This window comes from Rhodomicrobium lacus, from assembly GCF_003992725.1.
GTDB lineage: Bacteria > Pseudomonadota > Alphaproteobacteria > Rhizobiales > Rhodomicrobiaceae > Rhodomicrobium > Rhodomicrobium lacus.
The window spans coordinates 171,642-186,418 of the sequence record NZ_RZNF01000003.1 but is presented as its reverse complement, the minus strand read 5'-3'; the positions used below and the strand labels follow the sequence as shown (position 1 = coordinate 186,418).

At 63.7% G+C, this 14,777-nt stretch carries 11 protein-coding genes; 8 read left to right on the top strand and 3 right to left on the bottom strand.

The genetic code is table 11. The features are described 5' to 3' along the window. Positions 1-200: 200 nt before the first annotated feature. Positions 201-1,700: a glutamate--tRNA ligase gene (gene gltX, locus EK416_RS05570; RefSeq protein ID WP_127076520.1), complete on the bottom strand. Its 1,500-nt coding sequence runs from the start codon at positions 1,698-1,700 to the stop codon at positions 201-203. A gap of 191 nt (positions 1,701-1,891) precedes the next feature. On the opposite strand from gltX, the gene EK416_RS05565 reads away from it, so the two are divergent. From EK416_RS05565 to EK416_RS05555, 3 genes are all read left to right on the top strand, one after another. Continuing rightward, a complete protein-coding gene (locus EK416_RS05565; protein WP_164729875.1) occupies positions 1,892-4,081 on the top strand; it encodes a ComEC/Rec2 family competence protein in 2,190 nt (729 codons plus the stop codon). Beyond that, positions 4,053-4,631, top strand: coding sequence for a hypothetical protein (locus tag EK416_RS05560; protein WP_164729874.1), 579 nt, complete (start codon positions 4,053-4,055; stop codon positions 4,629-4,631). The genes EK416_RS05565 and EK416_RS05560 overlap by 29 nt, the downstream gene beginning before the upstream one ends. Before the next feature lie 311 nt (positions 4,632-4,942). Beyond that, on the top strand, positions 4,943-6,169 hold the full coding sequence (locus EK416_RS05555) for an LL-diaminopimelate aminotransferase (protein WP_127076517.1): 1,227 nt from the start codon (positions 4,943-4,945) through the stop codon (positions 6,167-6,169). Positions 6,170-6,270: 101 nt separating this feature from the next. On the opposite strand, the gene ada is transcribed toward EK416_RS05555, so the two are convergent. Further along, positions 6,271-7,464 carry a bifunctional DNA-binding transcriptional regulator/O6-methylguanine-DNA methyltransferase Ada gene (ada, locus tag EK416_RS05550; protein ID WP_127076516.1) on the bottom strand — a complete coding sequence of 398 codons (1,194 nt, stop codon included), beginning with the start codon at positions 7,462-7,464 and terminating at the stop codon, positions 6,271-6,273. 131 nt (positions 7,465-7,595) lie between these two features. Beyond that, entirely contained in the window at positions 7,596-8,540 is a 945-nt protein-coding gene (locus EK416_RS05545) for a LysR family transcriptional regulator (protein WP_127076515.1), read from the bottom strand. A gap of 173 nt (positions 8,541-8,713) precedes the next feature. Here EK416_RS05545 and EK416_RS05540 point away from each other — a divergent pair, with 173 nt between their 5' ends. From EK416_RS05540 to EK416_RS05520, 5 genes are all read left to right on the top strand, one after another. Further along, complete coding sequence (locus EK416_RS05540) at positions 8,714-9,748, top strand: class 1 fructose-bisphosphatase (RefSeq protein WP_127076514.1); 1,035 nt, start codon at positions 8,714-8,716, stop codon at positions 9,746-9,748. A gap of 9 nt (positions 9,749-9,757) precedes the next feature. Continuing rightward, positions 9,758-10,639 (top strand): phosphoribulokinase, encoded by an 882-nt coding sequence (locus EK416_RS05535; RefSeq protein WP_127076513.1) that lies wholly within the window; start codon positions 9,758-9,760, stop codon positions 10,637-10,639. Positions 10,640-10,674: 35 nt separating this feature from the next. Then, positions 10,675-12,669 (top strand): transketolase, encoded by a 1,995-nt coding sequence (gene tkt / locus EK416_RS05530; protein ID WP_127076512.1) that lies wholly within the window; start codon positions 10,675-10,677, stop codon positions 12,667-12,669. Positions 12,670-12,729: 60 nt separating this feature from the next. After that, positions 12,730-14,187 carry a form I ribulose bisphosphate carboxylase large subunit gene (locus tag EK416_RS05525; RefSeq protein ID WP_127076511.1) on the top strand — a complete coding sequence of 486 codons (1,458 nt, stop codon included), beginning with the start codon at positions 12,730-12,732 and terminating at the stop codon, positions 14,185-14,187. An 83-nt stretch (positions 14,188-14,270) separates the two neighbouring features. Beyond that, a complete protein-coding gene (locus tag EK416_RS05520) occupies positions 14,271-14,690 on the top strand; it encodes a ribulose bisphosphate carboxylase small subunit (RefSeq protein WP_127076510.1) in 420 nt (139 codons plus the stop codon). The last annotated feature ends 87 nt before the right edge of the window (positions 14,691-14,777 follow it).

Here is a 14,777-nt window from a genome sequence, read left to right as displayed (position 1 = left end):
AATGCAAAGGCTTGCCGCGCGTTCCAGGCTCACCAGCCTGCGCGATTAAGGCATGTTGTATACCAAGAATGCAATTCACGAAAAGCAGAGGCGATCCGTTTATGCCATGCATCGGCGGCGGCGAGCCTCGGCTTTTCGGTCAAGCGCGTTCGGAAGGCGGACTCAGCGATCGGGTTGCATCAACCCGATCGAATCCGGGTCTAGGCGGCCTGATCGGCGATGCGGGCCAGCGCCTCGTCGCGGCCGAGCACGGCGAGCACATCGAAGACGGGCGGTGACACCGTGCGACCTGTCGCTGCGGCGCGGAGCGGCTGCGCGATATTGCCGAGCTTCGCGCCCGTTTCCTCGGCGTAGGCGCGCGTAGCGGCTTCGATCGAAGGCGCGTCCCATGTTTCAAGCGCGGCGAAACGCTCCTTCAGCGCGGCGAGATGCTTGCGCGCCTCGGGCGAGAGAATCTTCGCGGCCTTTTCGTCCAGATCGAGCGGGCGCGGCACGAACAGATAACGCGCGGCAACGAGCAGTTCGACGAGCGACTTTGCGCGCTCCTTCAGCCCCGGCATCGCCAGTTCGAGCTTTTTCCAGCCCGCTTCGTCGATTCGCGAGGCGAACTCTTTCGCGGCTTCCACCTCCGGCGCGATCACCTTGATCTGGCGCACAAGCTCCGCGTCCGACGTGTTGCGGATGTAGACGCCGTTCAGGTTTTCGAGCTTGGCGAAGTCGAAGCGCGAGGGCGAGCGGCCGATGGCGTCGAGGTCGAACCACTCGGCGGCCTGCGCGGTGGTGAAGATCTCGTCGTCGCCATGTCCCCAGCCGAGCCGCGCGAGGTAATTGCGCATCGCGTCTGGCAGATAGCCCATCGCGCGGTACGCATCGACGCCGAGCGCGCCGTGACGCTTCGACAGCTTCGCGCCGTCCGGCCCGTGGATCAGCGGGATATGCGCGAAGGTCGGCACCTCCCAGCCCATGGCGGTGTAGATCTGCGTCTGGCGCGCGGCGTTGGTGAGGTGATCGTCGCCGCGAATGACGTGGGTGATGCCCATGTCGTGATCGTCCACAACCACGGCCAGCATGTAGGTCGGCGTGCCGTCCGAGCGCAGCAGCACCATGTCGTCGAGGTCTTTATTGGCCCATTGAACGCGGCCCTGCACCTGATCCTCGACCACGGTTTCGCCCTCGCGCGGGGCCTTCAGGCGGATGACGAAGGGCGCATCCGGCGCGGGCGGCGTCTTGCCGTCGCGATAAGGCGAATTGAAAACTCTGGGCTTGGCCGCAAGCACGGATTCGAGCCGCGCGATTTCTTCGGCAGGTGCTCCGGCCTTCTTCGCATCGGCGAGAGCCTTTCGCGCCTCGTCCACCTCCGCGCGATAGGCTTCAAGCTCAGCGGGCGTCGTGTAGCAGCGATAGGCGTTGCCGCTTTCGAGAAGCTGATAGGCGACTTCCTTGTGCCGCTCGGCGCGGGCGAACTGGAATACCGGCTCGCCCTCCCAGTCGAGGCCGAGCCACTGCAAGCCGTCGAGAATCGCCGCGATGGCCGCATCCGTCGAGCGCGCGCGGTCCGTATCCTCGATGCGCAGCAGAAAACGCCCGCCCGTGTGCTTCGCATAAAGCCAGTTGAACAACGCGGTGCGCGCGCCGCCGATATGCAGGAAGCCGGTGGGGGATGGGGCAAAGCGTGTCACCACGCCCGATGCGGACGCCATGGGAAACCTTCCATTTCGCGGATTGGGATCGTTCGGCTGCGATGTAGCACGATGACGCGCGGATTGGTAGGGCGGGCGACCGCCAGGACATGGCAGTATGGCGTGCGTCGCCTCCGTCTCGACCATTCCTGTGGACATTTTTTCCTCTTGGCGCTGTAAGATGTGCCGGAGCGGCGAAAATGGGTGGTGGCGTGAGCATTGTCGTTCCTGCGGGAGTGGGCGAGCCGCGCGGCGGGCGGCTGTCGCGTGCGCTTGCTTCGGCGGGGCGCGCGCTCGCGGCGGAACTGGACGCCGAGCAGGGGCGCTGGTTCCTCTGGGTTCCCGTGTTCTTCGGCGTGGGCATCGGCGCCTATTTCGCGCTGCCCGCCGAACCGGATCTGTCGCTTTCGGGCGGGCTGCTGCTCCTTGCGCTGAGCCTTCGCATTCTGGCGCGGGCGCAGCTTTTCGGGTTCTTGCTGACGACCGTAATTCTTTGCGCGAGCGCGGGCTTTTTCGCGGCGAAGGTGCGAACGGCGGTGGTCGCTGCTCCCACGCTCGAACGCCACGGCGCCTACGGCATGGAAGGTTTCGTCGAGCAATTCGACCGGCAGACGGAGAAGCGCGCCCGCGCGATCGTCCGCCTGTCGAGCCTCAAATACGAAGACGCCGAGATGCGGGCGCGGCCCTTCCGCGTGCGCGTGAGCCTTCGCGGAGACGTGGATCTGAGGCCCGGCGATGCAATCCGCTTCCGCGCCATCCTCGGGCCGCCGCCCGAGCCGGTGATGCCGGGCGGCTACGATTTCGCGCGCGCGAGCTATTATCAGGCTGTCGGCGGCTCGGGCTATTCGCTGACGAAGCCGGAGAAGATCGAAGGCCGCGCGCTGCCGTGGGACATGGTGCCTCGGACATGGCTCGCGGATCTGCGCGGGCGGATCGGCGAGCGCATCAAGGCCGCGCTGCCCGGCCAGACGGGTGAGATCGCCGCCGCGCTGACGGTCGGTCAGACCGCGGGCCTCGACGAGCAATCGATGGACGACCTCCGCGCATCGGGCCTCGCGCATATTATCTCGATTTCCGGGCTGCATATGTCGCTTGTCGCGGGCGGCGTGTTCTGGTTCGTGCGCTGGGTGCTTGCACTGTTCCCGGCCGTCGCGCTCCGCTATTCCACGCGCGGGCTGGCGGCGGGCGCGGCGCTCGTCGCCGTGACATGCTATCTGGCCCTGTCGGGCGCGGCGATTGGCGCGGTGCGCGCCTATCTCATGATCGCTGTGGTGTTTCTCGCGATCCTGATGAACCGCCCCGCCCTCTCGCTCCGAAACGTCGCGCTGGCCGGGCTTGCCATCCTCGTCGTGCTGCCTGACAGCCTCATCGACATCAGCTTTCAGATGTCGTTCGCTGCCACCGCAGCACTCGTCGCGGGTTATGAGCGTTTCGGGCGGTTTCTGCATTTCGACGCGCGCAACATCCGCGAGCGGCTCTTGTGGCAGCCGGTTTATCTCATCGGCGGCGTGCTTGTGACGACGGCCACGGCGGGGCTCGCGGTCGAGCCGTTTTCAGCCTACCACTTCCACACGCTGACAACCTATGCGGCGCTCGGCAATCTTGTCGGCGGGCCGCCGGTCGATTTCATCGCCATGCCCGCGATGATCGTTGCGCTTGTCGCCATGCCGTTCGGTCTGGAGGAAGCACCGCTCGCCGCGATGGGTGTCGGCATCGATGCCATGATGGCGGTCGCGCATCGGGTGGGCGGACTGCCCGGCTCGACCGTTCCCGTGGCGGCGTTCCCTTTCGCGGCGCTGCTCGTGATTGTGGCGGGCGGTCTCTGGCTCGTGATTTGGCGGCGGCCATGGCGGGTGCTCGGCCTCGGCGCGATCGGGATCGGCGTGGCGATGACATCCATTCACGCCCGCCCCGACATTCTCGTGGACCGGGATGCGAAACTCGTCGCCGTGCGCGACCGCGACGGCCGCCTGCAAGCGCCAAAGACGCGCCGCGCGTCCTACGCGCTCCAGCAATGGCTCAGGGCTGATGGCGATACGCGGAAGCCGAAGGACGCAGCAACCGGCGCGGGCTGGCAGTGCGACCGCACGAGTTGCATCGTTATGGTGAAGGGGCGGCTTGTGAGCCTGATCGCGCGCCCCGACGCCATCGAGGAGGACTGCCGCCGCGCCGCGATCCTCGTCATGCCGATGGACCTTGCTCGGCCCTGTCCTGCGCCGAAGCTCGTGCTCGACCGTGGCACGCTGTGGGAGCGCGGCGCGGCCGCGATTTCGCTTGGCGACGGCGTGATGGTCGTGGAGGCGGCATCGGAAGGGCGCGGGGTGCGCCCGTGGTCGCCCGCCCGGCGAAAGCGTGAAAGATTCCGCGCGGACGTTGAAGGCGACGACCCCGTCGACAACTGATTTTCCTGCGGGCTTCGCAACCGATCTTGACCGTTATGGAAAAATACCTGTCGAAAAGTGCTCTTCTCGCGAGCCTTCGGCATCGGCTAATCCTTTGCAAAGGTCGGGTCTTTATGATTGTGTTCGCGACGATTGGTGCGAGGCAGCTTTTGTCGCGACCCTCGATCAACTTTTGTTACAATTTGATGAAGATTGTTACCTGCGTGCGCGCTATATGATTCGATGTGGGCATCAAGATTCGCAGCTTCGCGAAACGGGGGTCGACATGCATCGAACCGAACAAGAGTTCGCGTTGCGTGCCGCGTCGGATTGTAATCGTCCTGTTCGCGCCGGTAGGGTGGGCGCAAGTTTGTTAGTAGTCGGTTTCTGTCTCAGTCTCGCCGCATGCGCGGAGGATCTGTCGTATCCAAGCGTTGCGGGCATTTCGGATGTCGGCAGGGTGCTTACGCCAGAGGAGCGCCAGAAGACGGTCGAAGAACTGCAAAGACAGCAGAACCACGCGGCTTCCGTGCGTACCGAGGTCGCCAGCACGGTCGCAAAGAGCGATTAGCTTCGGCTTTTCGATTTGAAGTGCTTCCGAACCGCATCGAAAGCACTTCATAGATGTCCTGATGGGGGACAGGAACGGGGAAGGATGCGAGTCGTTCCCCGTTCCTTAGCTTGTGCCTCGCGATCTTCGCCCCGGCCGAGTATCGTTTGAGCGCCCCTTGCTTCTGCGCCCGGCTCGTCTCAAAGCCCTGCAATCCCCTCCCTCCACCCTTATTGGCGCAAAGCTCCATGGACAGGGGGCTGACTCCGGCTTTATAGATGGTCCGGCGTCGGGCACGCACCCCGCGCTTTGCTACTCAGGAACATCCAACCATGACCGAAGAATTCCACCGCATCAAACGACTGCCGCCTTATGTCTTCGAGCAAGTGAACAAGCTCAAGGCAGCAGCACGAGCGCGTGGGGAAGACATCATCGATCTTGGGATGGGTAATCCAGACCTTCCGACGCCCGATCACATCACCGAAAAGCTGGTCGAGACGGTCGGCAAGCCGCGTACGAACCGCTATTCGGCGTCGCGCGGCATCCCGGGGCTGCGCCGCGCCCAGGCCGCCTATTACGACCGTCGCTTCGGCGTCAAGCTGAACCCCGACACGCAGGTCGTGGCCACGCTCGGCTCGAAGGAAGGCTTCGCCAACATGGCGCAGGCGATCACCGCGCCGGGCGATCTGGTTCTGGTGCCAAGCCCGACCTATCCGATCCACGAATTCGGCTTCATCATTTCGGGTGGCACCATCCGCCACGTGCCGGCGAGCGTTGACGACACGTTCCTGCGCGCGGTCGACAAGGCCGTGAAGCACAGCGTGCCGAAACCGCTCGCGCTCATCATCTCCTATCCGTCCAACCCGACGGCGTTGATGGCAAGCCTCGATTTCTACAAGGAAGTCATCGACTATGCGCGGAAGCACGATCTCATCGTGCTGTCCGACGTCGCCTATGCCGAGATCTATTTCGACGACAACCCGCCGCCGTCCATCCTGCAGGTGCCGGGCGCGTTCGATGTGGCGGTTGAGTTCACCTCGCTGTCGAAGACATATTCCATGCCCGGCTGGCGAATGGGATTCTGTGTCGGCAACGAGCGGCTTTGCGCGGCGCTGGCGCGCGTGAAGTCGTATCTCGACTACGGCGCCTTCACGCCGATTCAGGTCGCCGCGACGGCCGCGCTGAATGGGCCGCAGGAGTGCGTCGAGGAGATGCGACAGATCTACAAGCGCCGCCGCGACTGCCTCGTGGAAACATTCGAGCGCGCGGGCTGGCCTATCCCGGCTCCGGGCGGCACGATGTTCGCGTGGGCGCCGCTTCCTCCCGGATGGGAGAAGGTCGGCTCGCTCGAATTCTCGAAGCTGCTCCTTGAAAAAGCGGGCGTTGCTGTCTCGCCCGGCCTCGGCTTCGGTGAATATGGCGAAGGCTTCGTCCGCATCGCGCTTGTCGAGAACGAGCACCGCATTCGTCAGGCTGCGCGGGCGGTCAAGAAGTTCCTGTCATCCGGCGAGCAGACGCTGCACAACGTCATTCCGTTCGCTGAGGCGGGCGGGCGCTAGATCGGTCTCAGGTAATCGGCATCGATCGGCGTGGCCAAGCCGATCGACATACGAATTTGCAGCGTCGCGCCGCGTCGATTGACGGGCATGACGTTGCGGCATCAAGGAAGTCGGAGTTTTTCCGCGTTGCTTTGTGCGTGACAAAACCCGGCCTCTCCTTCCAGCGCGTTGTTGTCAGGCAAATCGGTCGCCTCGCGCGGAGAAGCGGGACGGTTGCGCTCGCGCTTAAGGAGTGCGTCTTTCCGCTCTACGCCCCATCGGTAGCCGGTCAGCGCGCTTCCCTTGCCCAGCACGCGATGGCAGGGGATCGCAACGGCGACGGCGTTGGAGGCGCAGGCCCGCGCGACCGCGCGAACGGCGGACGGGCACCCGGCCTGTGCCGCGAGTTCGCCGTAGGTCATGGTTTCGCCCGCGGGTATCTCCTGCAACAGACGCCAGATCTTTTCCTGAAAAACCGTACCGCGCACGTCGAGCGGTAGCGCGATGTCGCGCCAGGGCTCTTCGACAAGCGTCACGACGTTCGCCACCGCCTGTGAGAATGCTGCGTCCTCGGCAACGCATGCCCTTGCGAAACGTCGCCGAAAGTCATCCGCCAGCGCCTCGGCGTCGCCGCCCAGTTCGATGGCGCAGACGCCTTGCTCAGTCATTGCGACGAGAACGAAGCCGAGATCGCAGGGTGCGACCGCGAAGCGGATATGTTCGCCATCGCCGCCTTTCGACAGGGCACGCGGCCGCGCGCCGAGGGCCGGGGCAACGCTTTCGTAAAATCGGCTCGCCGAGCCATATCCCGCGCCCGCGATGGCGGATGTCACGCTTTCCCCTTGCCCGAGCGAACCGATGGCGCGTTGCTTCTTCAGCGCAGCGAGATAGCCGCCCGGCGTGATTCCCGTGACAGCCTTGAACATGCGGTGGAAGTGGTGGCGGCTCATGCCGCAGCTGCGCGCGATGGCATCGAAGTCCGGCCTGCCTTCGGTATTCTCGATCAGGCCACACGCCTTCGCTGCTAGGGCCGCGTTCCGTTCCGCCTGCGAGGCGCCGTCTGGATCGCAGCGCAGGCAAGGGCGGAACCCCGCGCGCCGCGCTTCGAACCTATCGGCGAAAAGGCGCACATTCTCCCGACGCGGCACACGCGATGGACAACCGGGGCGGCAATAGATGCCGGTAGAGGCGACGCCATAGACGAACGTGCAATCGGCATCACTCTGCCGGCGCTCGATCATCGCCCAGCAGTCGCGCTCCCACGCCTCGCGTTTCGATGGCTCGCGCTCGGGTGCGGACAGAGCGGCTGGCGTCATGATGGCGTCTCCGAAGGTTGTTCTGGAGGATGCCTCGTCGCGGGGCGCGTTTGCATCCCGGCGGTTGCTTTCAGAACGCCGATTTGAAATCGGACGCACTTTTATGGCGAATGCGTTGCCTATGGTCGCATCTAAAGTCCGTCGCTTTTGAGCGGCGATTTCCAGTCCGCGATCGGTTGCGGCAGGAATCGGTGCCCCTCGGAGGCGAGAAACGTCCACATCACCTGCGCGGCCGGCATGACCGCCTTTTCCTTCAGCCGCACCACGTACCATTGCCGCATCATGGGCAGCCCGGCGACATCCAGCATCACGAGCCGCCCGTCGGCGATTTCGACCGCGACCGTGTGAGCCGAGATGAACGCGATGCCGAGCCCCGCGATCACAGCTTGCTTGATCGTCTCGTTGGACCCGATTTCCATGCCCACGATGGGGTCGAAACGCGCCTCCTCGAACAGGCGTTCCATCAGGATGCGTGTACCGGAGCCGGGCTCGCGGATGAAGAAGGTCTCGTTCGTGAGGTCGGTAATGGAGATTTTCTTGCCCGCCAGCGGGTGGTTGGCGACCGCGACGATGATATGGGGATGCGCGCCGAGGGTGGCGCTTTCGAGAGCGAGATTCTCCGGCGGGCGCCCCATGACGGCGAGGTCGAGTTCGAGATCGCGAAGCGCCCGGATCGTTTCCTGTCGGTTGCCGACGGCAAGCCGCACCTCGACGCCCGGATGGCGCTGACGGAACGCCGCAAGGGCCTTCGGGGCGAAATATTTCGCCGTGCTGACCACCCCCGCCGAGACGTGACCGCCCGCCGCACCCTTCAACTGTTCCACTTCCTGACGGCACTCGGCGAGAAGAAGTTCGATCCGCTGTGCGGTTTTCAGCATGATCTGCCCCGCGCTCGTCGCGGTGGTCTTGTCGCCGATGCGTTCGAGAAGCGGCAATCCGACCGCCTGCTCCAGCTGCTGGATCTGGACCGTGATCGCAGGGGGGGTGACGTGGAGAGTCCGCGCGGCGCCGGCCATCGACCCCATTTTCGTGACGGCGGACAAAACCCGGAAATGCTTGAGCGTTACATTTTTCACTCGAACAAGATAGACCGTTAGAAAAACTTAATCAAAGGGAAAATAAATTAAAATTTACTTTCTGTGGTGTCCCGCCCATAGTCGCAAAAAACATGCTCAAAAAACAGTCGGTCACATCCCAGTGATGAGATAAGAATAATGGCGTGTCAATGACCGACAGGGAGGAAGTGCGGATGGGCGTTCATGCAAGTCTGCGTGAGCATTTGGCCGAGTGGGCGGGAGAGGACGCGCAGAAACGCGCCGTAGCCGAAACGGTCGAAAATCTTGCGAAAGCCGGAATCGAGATTGCGAAGATCGTCGCGCTCGGGCCGTTGGCGGGCGACATGGCCAGCGCGCGCGGCGAAGGCGGCGGCGGCGATACGCAGAAGGAACTCGACTTCCTCGCCAACAAGGTTGTCACGGACGCGCTGAAGGCGTCGCCGGTCGCGTGGCTCGGCTCGGAAGAAGACGAGAAGCCGGTCGCGCTCAATGCGGGTGCGCCGCTCGCGGTCAATACCGATCCGCTGGACGGCTCGTCCAACATCGACACCAACATGTCGATCGGCACGATTTTCTCGATCCTGCCCAACAAGGAGCAGGCGGCGCTGCTTCAGCCCGGTCGCAATCAGCTTTGCGCGGGCTACATCGTCTACGGTCCGCAGACGGCTATCGTGCTGACGGTGGGGCAGGGGACGCACATTTTCTGGCTCGACCCGCGCACCGGCGAATTCGTTCTCGGCAAGGCGAATGTCCAGATCCCCGTCGACACGAAGGAATATGCGATCAACTCGTCCAATTTTCGGCATTGGGACGACAAGATGAAGTCCTACATCGTCGACTGCAAGCTCGGCAAGGACGGCCCGCGCCAGAAAGACTTCAACATGCGCTGGCTCGGCTCGCTCGTGGCGGACTGTTTCCGCATCCTGACGCGCGGCGGCATCTACCTCTACCCGGCCGACATCCGCAAGGGCTACACCAACGGCCGCCTGCGCCTCCTCTACGAAGCGAACCCCATCGGCATGCTCATCGAACAGGCAGGCGGTGCCTGCACCCAGGGCAAGACCCGCATGCTCGACCTTGAGCCGATCTCGCTGCACCAGCACGTGCCGCTGGTCTTCGGCTCCAAAAAAGAGGTCGAGGAAGTCGCCTATTACTACAGCCAGCCCCCGGCGACGGGCGAACACTCCCCCCTGTTTTCAAAGCGCGGTCTTTTCCGCACCCCTCGTTAGGTCACGATCATGTCAGCGAAATTTCCCATCATCTCGGTTACAGGGTCGTCTGGCGCGGGTACGTCGACGGTCAAGCACACCTTTGAGCAGATTTTCCGCCGCGAGAGCATCAAGGCGGCCTTCATCGAGGGCGACGCGTTCCATCTCTACGACCGCGCTTCCATGAAGAAGGCCGTTGCGGAGGAGGAGGCGCGCGGCAACTTCCACCTCTCTCATTTCGGGCCCGACGCGAACCTGCTGAAAGAGCTTGAGGAGACATTCCGCTCCTACGGCGAAACGGGCACCGGCAAGACGCGGCATTATGTGCACGACGAGGCCGAGGCGCAGAAGTACGGCTCGCCGGCGGGCACCTTCACCGAATGGGAAAATCTGCCTGAGGGCGCGGATATTCTTTTCTACGAAGGGCTGCACGGCGCGGTGATCCTCAAGGATCAGGGCATCAACATCGCGAAGCACGCCGATCTGAAGATCGGCGTCGTTCCGGTCATCAATCTGGAGTGGATCCAGAAGATGCATCGCGATAACAAGGTGCGCGGCTACTCGAAGGAAGACGTCATGAAGACGATCCTCCGCCGCATGCCCGACTATGTGCACTACATCACACCGCAATTCTCGGAAACCGACATCAATTTCCAGCGCGTGCCGACGGTAGACACATCGAACCCGTTCACGGCCCGCTGGATTCCGACGCCGGACGAATCCCTGGTCGTGATCCGCTTCAAGGATCCGCGCGGGATTGACTTCGCCTATCTCAAGACCATGATCCAGGACAGTTTCATGAGCCGGGCCAATTCCATCGTCATTCCGGGTGGCAAGCTCGATCTCGCCATGCAGCTTATCCTTACGCCGATGATCCATCGGCTCGTCGATCTCAAGCGGCGCTCGTCCTGAGCGCTCCGAACGCCGCGAACAGAAGAAAGACCAAAATGACAACTTCCGTTTCCACTCCGTCGCAACGCGACCTCGCAAACGCCATCCGCGCGCTGTCCATGGACGCGGTCGAGGCAGCCAATTCGGGCCATCCGGGCATGCCGATGGGCATGGCGGACGTCGCCGCAGTGCTGTTCACGAAGTTTCTCAAATTCGATGCGAGCGCGCCAAAGTGGCCCGATCGCGACCGCTTCGTGCTCTCCGCCGGTCACGGCTCCATGCTGCTCTACTCGCTCCTCTATCTCACCGGCTCGCCCGACGTGACCATCGAGGAAGTGAAGAAGTTCCGCCAGCTTCATTCGAAGACGCCGGGACATCCGGAATACGGCCACACTCAGGGCGTCGAGACGACGACCGGGCCGCTCGGCCAGGGCATCAGCACGGCTGTCGGCATGGCCATCGCGGAGCGGCTGCTTGCGGCGCGCTTCGGCGACAAGGTCGTGGATCATCATACCTATGTCATCGCGGGCGACGGCTGTCTCATGGAAGGCATCAGCCATGAGGCCATCGACCTCGCGGGCCATCTGAAGCTCAACAAGCTGATCGTTCTGTGGGACGACAACTCGATTTCCATCGACGGCTCGACGAGCCTTTCCACCTCCACCGATCAGGTGAAGCGCTTCGAGGCGGCGGGCTGGAACGCTGTGCGCGTCGATGGCCACAATGCCGAGGAAGTCGAAGCCGCGATCGCCAGGGCGAAGACGAGCGACAAGCCGACGCTTATCGCGTGCAAGACCATCATCGGCTTCGGCGCTCCGAACAAGCAGGGGTCCGAGAAGACCCACGGCGCGCCGCTCGGCAAGGACGAAATCGCCGCCGCGCGTGAATTCCTCGGCTGGCCCTATCCGCCGTTCGAGGTGCCGGAACCGATCCTGTCGACGTGGCGCGCGGCGGGCAGCCGTGGCAAGGCCGAGCACGCGGCGTGGCATGAGCGGCTTTCCCAGCTCCCTGAGGGCGAGCGCGCGCATTTCGAGCAGTTGCTTGCGGGTGAAGTCCCGGCGAGCGTGAAGGAAGCGCTCGACGCTTTCATCGCGAAGAATGTGGCGGAGAAGCCGAAGCTCGCGACGCGCAAATCGTCCGAGAACGTGCTTCAGGTCATCAACGACACCACCGACATCACCATCGGCGGTTCGGCCGACCTCACGCACTCGAACTACACCATCACCAAGGGCATGAAGTCTGTCACGCCCGACGACTTCACGGGCCGCTACATCCACTACGGCATCCGCGAGCACGTGATGGGCGCGGCCATGAACGGCATCGCTCTGCATGGCGGTTTCGTGCCTTATGGCGGCACCTTCCTCGTGTTCTCCGACTATCTGCGCGGCTCGATCCGGCTCTCGGCGCTGATGGGTCTTCGCGTCCTCTATGTGCTGACGCACGACTCCATCGGCGTCGGCGAGGACGGCCCGACGCATCAGCCGATCGAACATCTCGCGGGTCTCCGGGCGCTGCCGAACGTCAACGTGTTCCGCCCGGCGGACGTCGTCGAGACGGCGGAAGCCTACGAGATTGCGCTCGCCTCGAAGCACACGCCGTCAGTGCTGGCGCTGTCGCGTCAGAACCTGCCGACCGTTCGCACGGAAGTTTCGAGCGAAAACCTCACCGCGAAGGGCGCCTACGTGCTTCGCGGCGACGCCAGCGCGCCGCGCGACGTGACGCTCATCGCGACGGGATCGGAAATCGAACTCGCGGTTTCCGCAGCCGAGCAGCTTGCCGCCGAGGGCGTAAAGGCCGTCGTCGTGTCGGCGCCCTGCTTCGAGCTGTTCGAGGCGCAGCCGGATGCCTACCGCGCTGAGGTGCTCGGCACCGCGCCGCGTGTCGGCATTGAGGCAGCGGGCCGCTTCGGCTGGGATCGCTGGATCGGCGACAAGGGCGCCTTCATCGGTATGAGCGGCTTCGGCGCGTCCGGTCCGGCTCCCCAGGTCTACAAGGAATTCGGCATCACGGTGGAAGCCGTCATCGCCGCCGCGAAGAAGCTTATCGCGTAAGAAACAGGGCCGGCGCGTCCGGCCCCGTATCCCCAATTCAAAAAAGAGAAGGTGGACCCCATGGATACCAAAAACACGGAAGTGACGGGGAAGGACCGCTACAAGGCGGGCGTGATGGAATATCGGAAGATGGGCTACTGGGAGCCTGACTACCAGCCCAAGGATACGGACATCATCGCGCTGTTCCGCATCACGCCGCAGGACGGCGTGGACCCGATCGAGGCATCCGCCGCTGTCGCGGGCGAAAGCTCGACCGCCACTTGGACGGTGGTGTGGACCGACCGCCTGACCGCTTCGGAGAAGTACCGCGCGAAGTGCTACCGCGTCGATCCTGTGCCGAACGCGCCCGGCTCCTATTTCGCCTACATCGCCTATGATCTCGACCTCTTCGAGGGCGGCTCCATCGCCAATCTCACCGCGTCGATCATCGGCAACGTGTTCGGCTTCAAGCCGTTGAAGGCGCTGCGCCTCGAAGACATGCGGCTGCCCGTCGCCTATGTGAAGACGTTCGACGGCCCTCCGGCCGGCATCGTCGTGGAGCGCGAGCGCCTCGACAAGTTCGGCCGCCCGCTCCTCGGCGCGACCGTGAAGCCGAAGCTCGGCCTTTCGGGCCGCAATTACGGCCGCGTGGTTTATGAGGCGCTGAAGGGCGGTCTCGACTTCACGAAGGACGATGAGAACATCAACTCGCAGCCCTTCATGCACTGGCGCGAGCGCTTCCTCTACTGCATGGAAGCCGTGAACAAGGCGCAGGCCGAAACCGGCGAAGTGAAGGGCACGTATCTCAACATCACCGCCGGCACCATGGAGGAGATGTACAAGCGCGCCGAATTCGCGAAGGAACTCGGCAGCGTCATCGTCATGATCGACCTCGTGATCGGCTACACGGCGATCCAGTCGATCTCGAAGTGGGCGCGCGACAATAACATGCTGCTCCACCTGCACCGCGCCGGCCACTCGACCTATACGCGCCAGAAGAGCCACGGCGTTTCCTTCCGCGTCATCTCGAAGTGGATGCGTCTTGCGGGCGTCGACCACATCCACGCGGGCACCGTCGTCGGCAAGCTCGAAGGCGATCCGCTGACCACCGCCGGTTACTACGACATCCTGCGCGAAGACTTCGTGCCGCAGAACCTCGAACACGGCGTGTTCTTCGATCAGCCGTGGGCTTCGCTCGGCAAGGTCATGCCGGTGGCTTCCGGCGGCATCCACGCCGGCCAGATGCACCAGCTCATCCACTATCTGGGTGAAGACACCGTGCTCCAGTTCGGCGGTGGCACCATCGGCCATCCCTACGGCATCCAGGCCGGCGCGACCGCGAACCGCGTTGCGCTCGAAGCGATGATCTTCGCGCGTAACGAAGGCCGCGACTATCTCGCAGAAGGGCCGCAGATCCTGAAGGATGCCGCGAAGACCTGCACGCCGCTGAGGCAGGCGCTCGATACGTGGGGCGAGGTGACGTTCAACTACACCTCCACCGACACGCCGGACTTCGTACCGACGCCGACCGCTTCGTAAGAGCGCCATGGCCGGGGCTCTCCCGGCCAACATTCGAATTCACTCAGGCCTCCGCAAGCGGAGAGCAGAACCGAGGAAACCCAATGCGCATCACTCAAGGACAGTTTTCCTTCCTGCCGGATCTGACGGACGAGCAGATCGCGAAGCAGGTTCAGTACGCCATCGAAAAGGGCTGGGCCGTCAACATCGAGTTCACCGACGACCCGCATCCCCGCAACACCTATTGGGAAATGTGGGGCCTGCCGATGTTCGACATCAAGGACGCGGCGGCGGTGCTGACCGAGCTTCAGGCGGCCCGCAAGGTCTATGGCGGCCGTTACTACATCCGCATCTCGGCCTTCGACGCGAGCCATGGCTGGGAGTCGCTTCGGATGTCGTTCATCGTCGACCGCCCGGCGGAAGAGCCCGGCTTCGATCTTCAGCGGCAGGAGGTCGACGGACGCAACATCCGCTACACGACGAGGCCTTACGCCACGACGAAGCCTGCGGGTCAGCGTTATTAAAGGCAGCAGAGGGCATGGCCGCCAACGCCATGTCCTCTTTCATTGCAGAACACGGCGCCGCCTTTCCTTGTTGATCTTCTGCGGAGG

Bases quoted from the DNA above. Each gene is read 5' to 3' on its own strand.
- gltX (WP_127076520.1), bottom strand. From the start codon at position 1,700: ATGGCGTCCGCATCGGGCGTGGTGACACGCTTTGCCCCATCCCCCACC.
- EK416_RS05555 (WP_127076517.1), top strand. From the start codon at position 4,943: ATGACCGAAGAATTCCACCGCATCAAACGACTGCCGCCTTATGTCTTC.
- EK416_RS05525 (WP_127076511.1), top strand. From the start codon at position 12,730: ATGGATACCAAAAACACGGAAGTGACGGGGAAGGACCGCTACAAGGCG.
- EK416_RS05520 (WP_127076510.1), top strand. From the start codon at position 14,271: ATGCGCATCACTCAAGGACAGTTTTCCTTCCTGCCGGATCTGACGGAC.
- ada (WP_127076516.1), bottom strand. From the start codon at position 7,464: ATGACGCCAGCCGCTCTGTCCGCACCCGAGCGCGAGCCATCGAAACGC.
- EK416_RS05540 (WP_127076514.1), top strand. From the start codon at position 8,714: ATGGGCGTTCATGCAAGTCTGCGTGAGCATTTGGCCGAGTGGGCGGGA.
- tkt (WP_127076512.1), top strand. From the start codon at position 10,675: ATGACAACTTCCGTTTCCACTCCGTCGCAACGCGACCTCGCAAACGCC.
- EK416_RS05535 (WP_127076513.1), top strand. From the start codon at position 9,758: ATGTCAGCGAAATTTCCCATCATCTCGGTTACAGGGTCGTCTGGCGCG.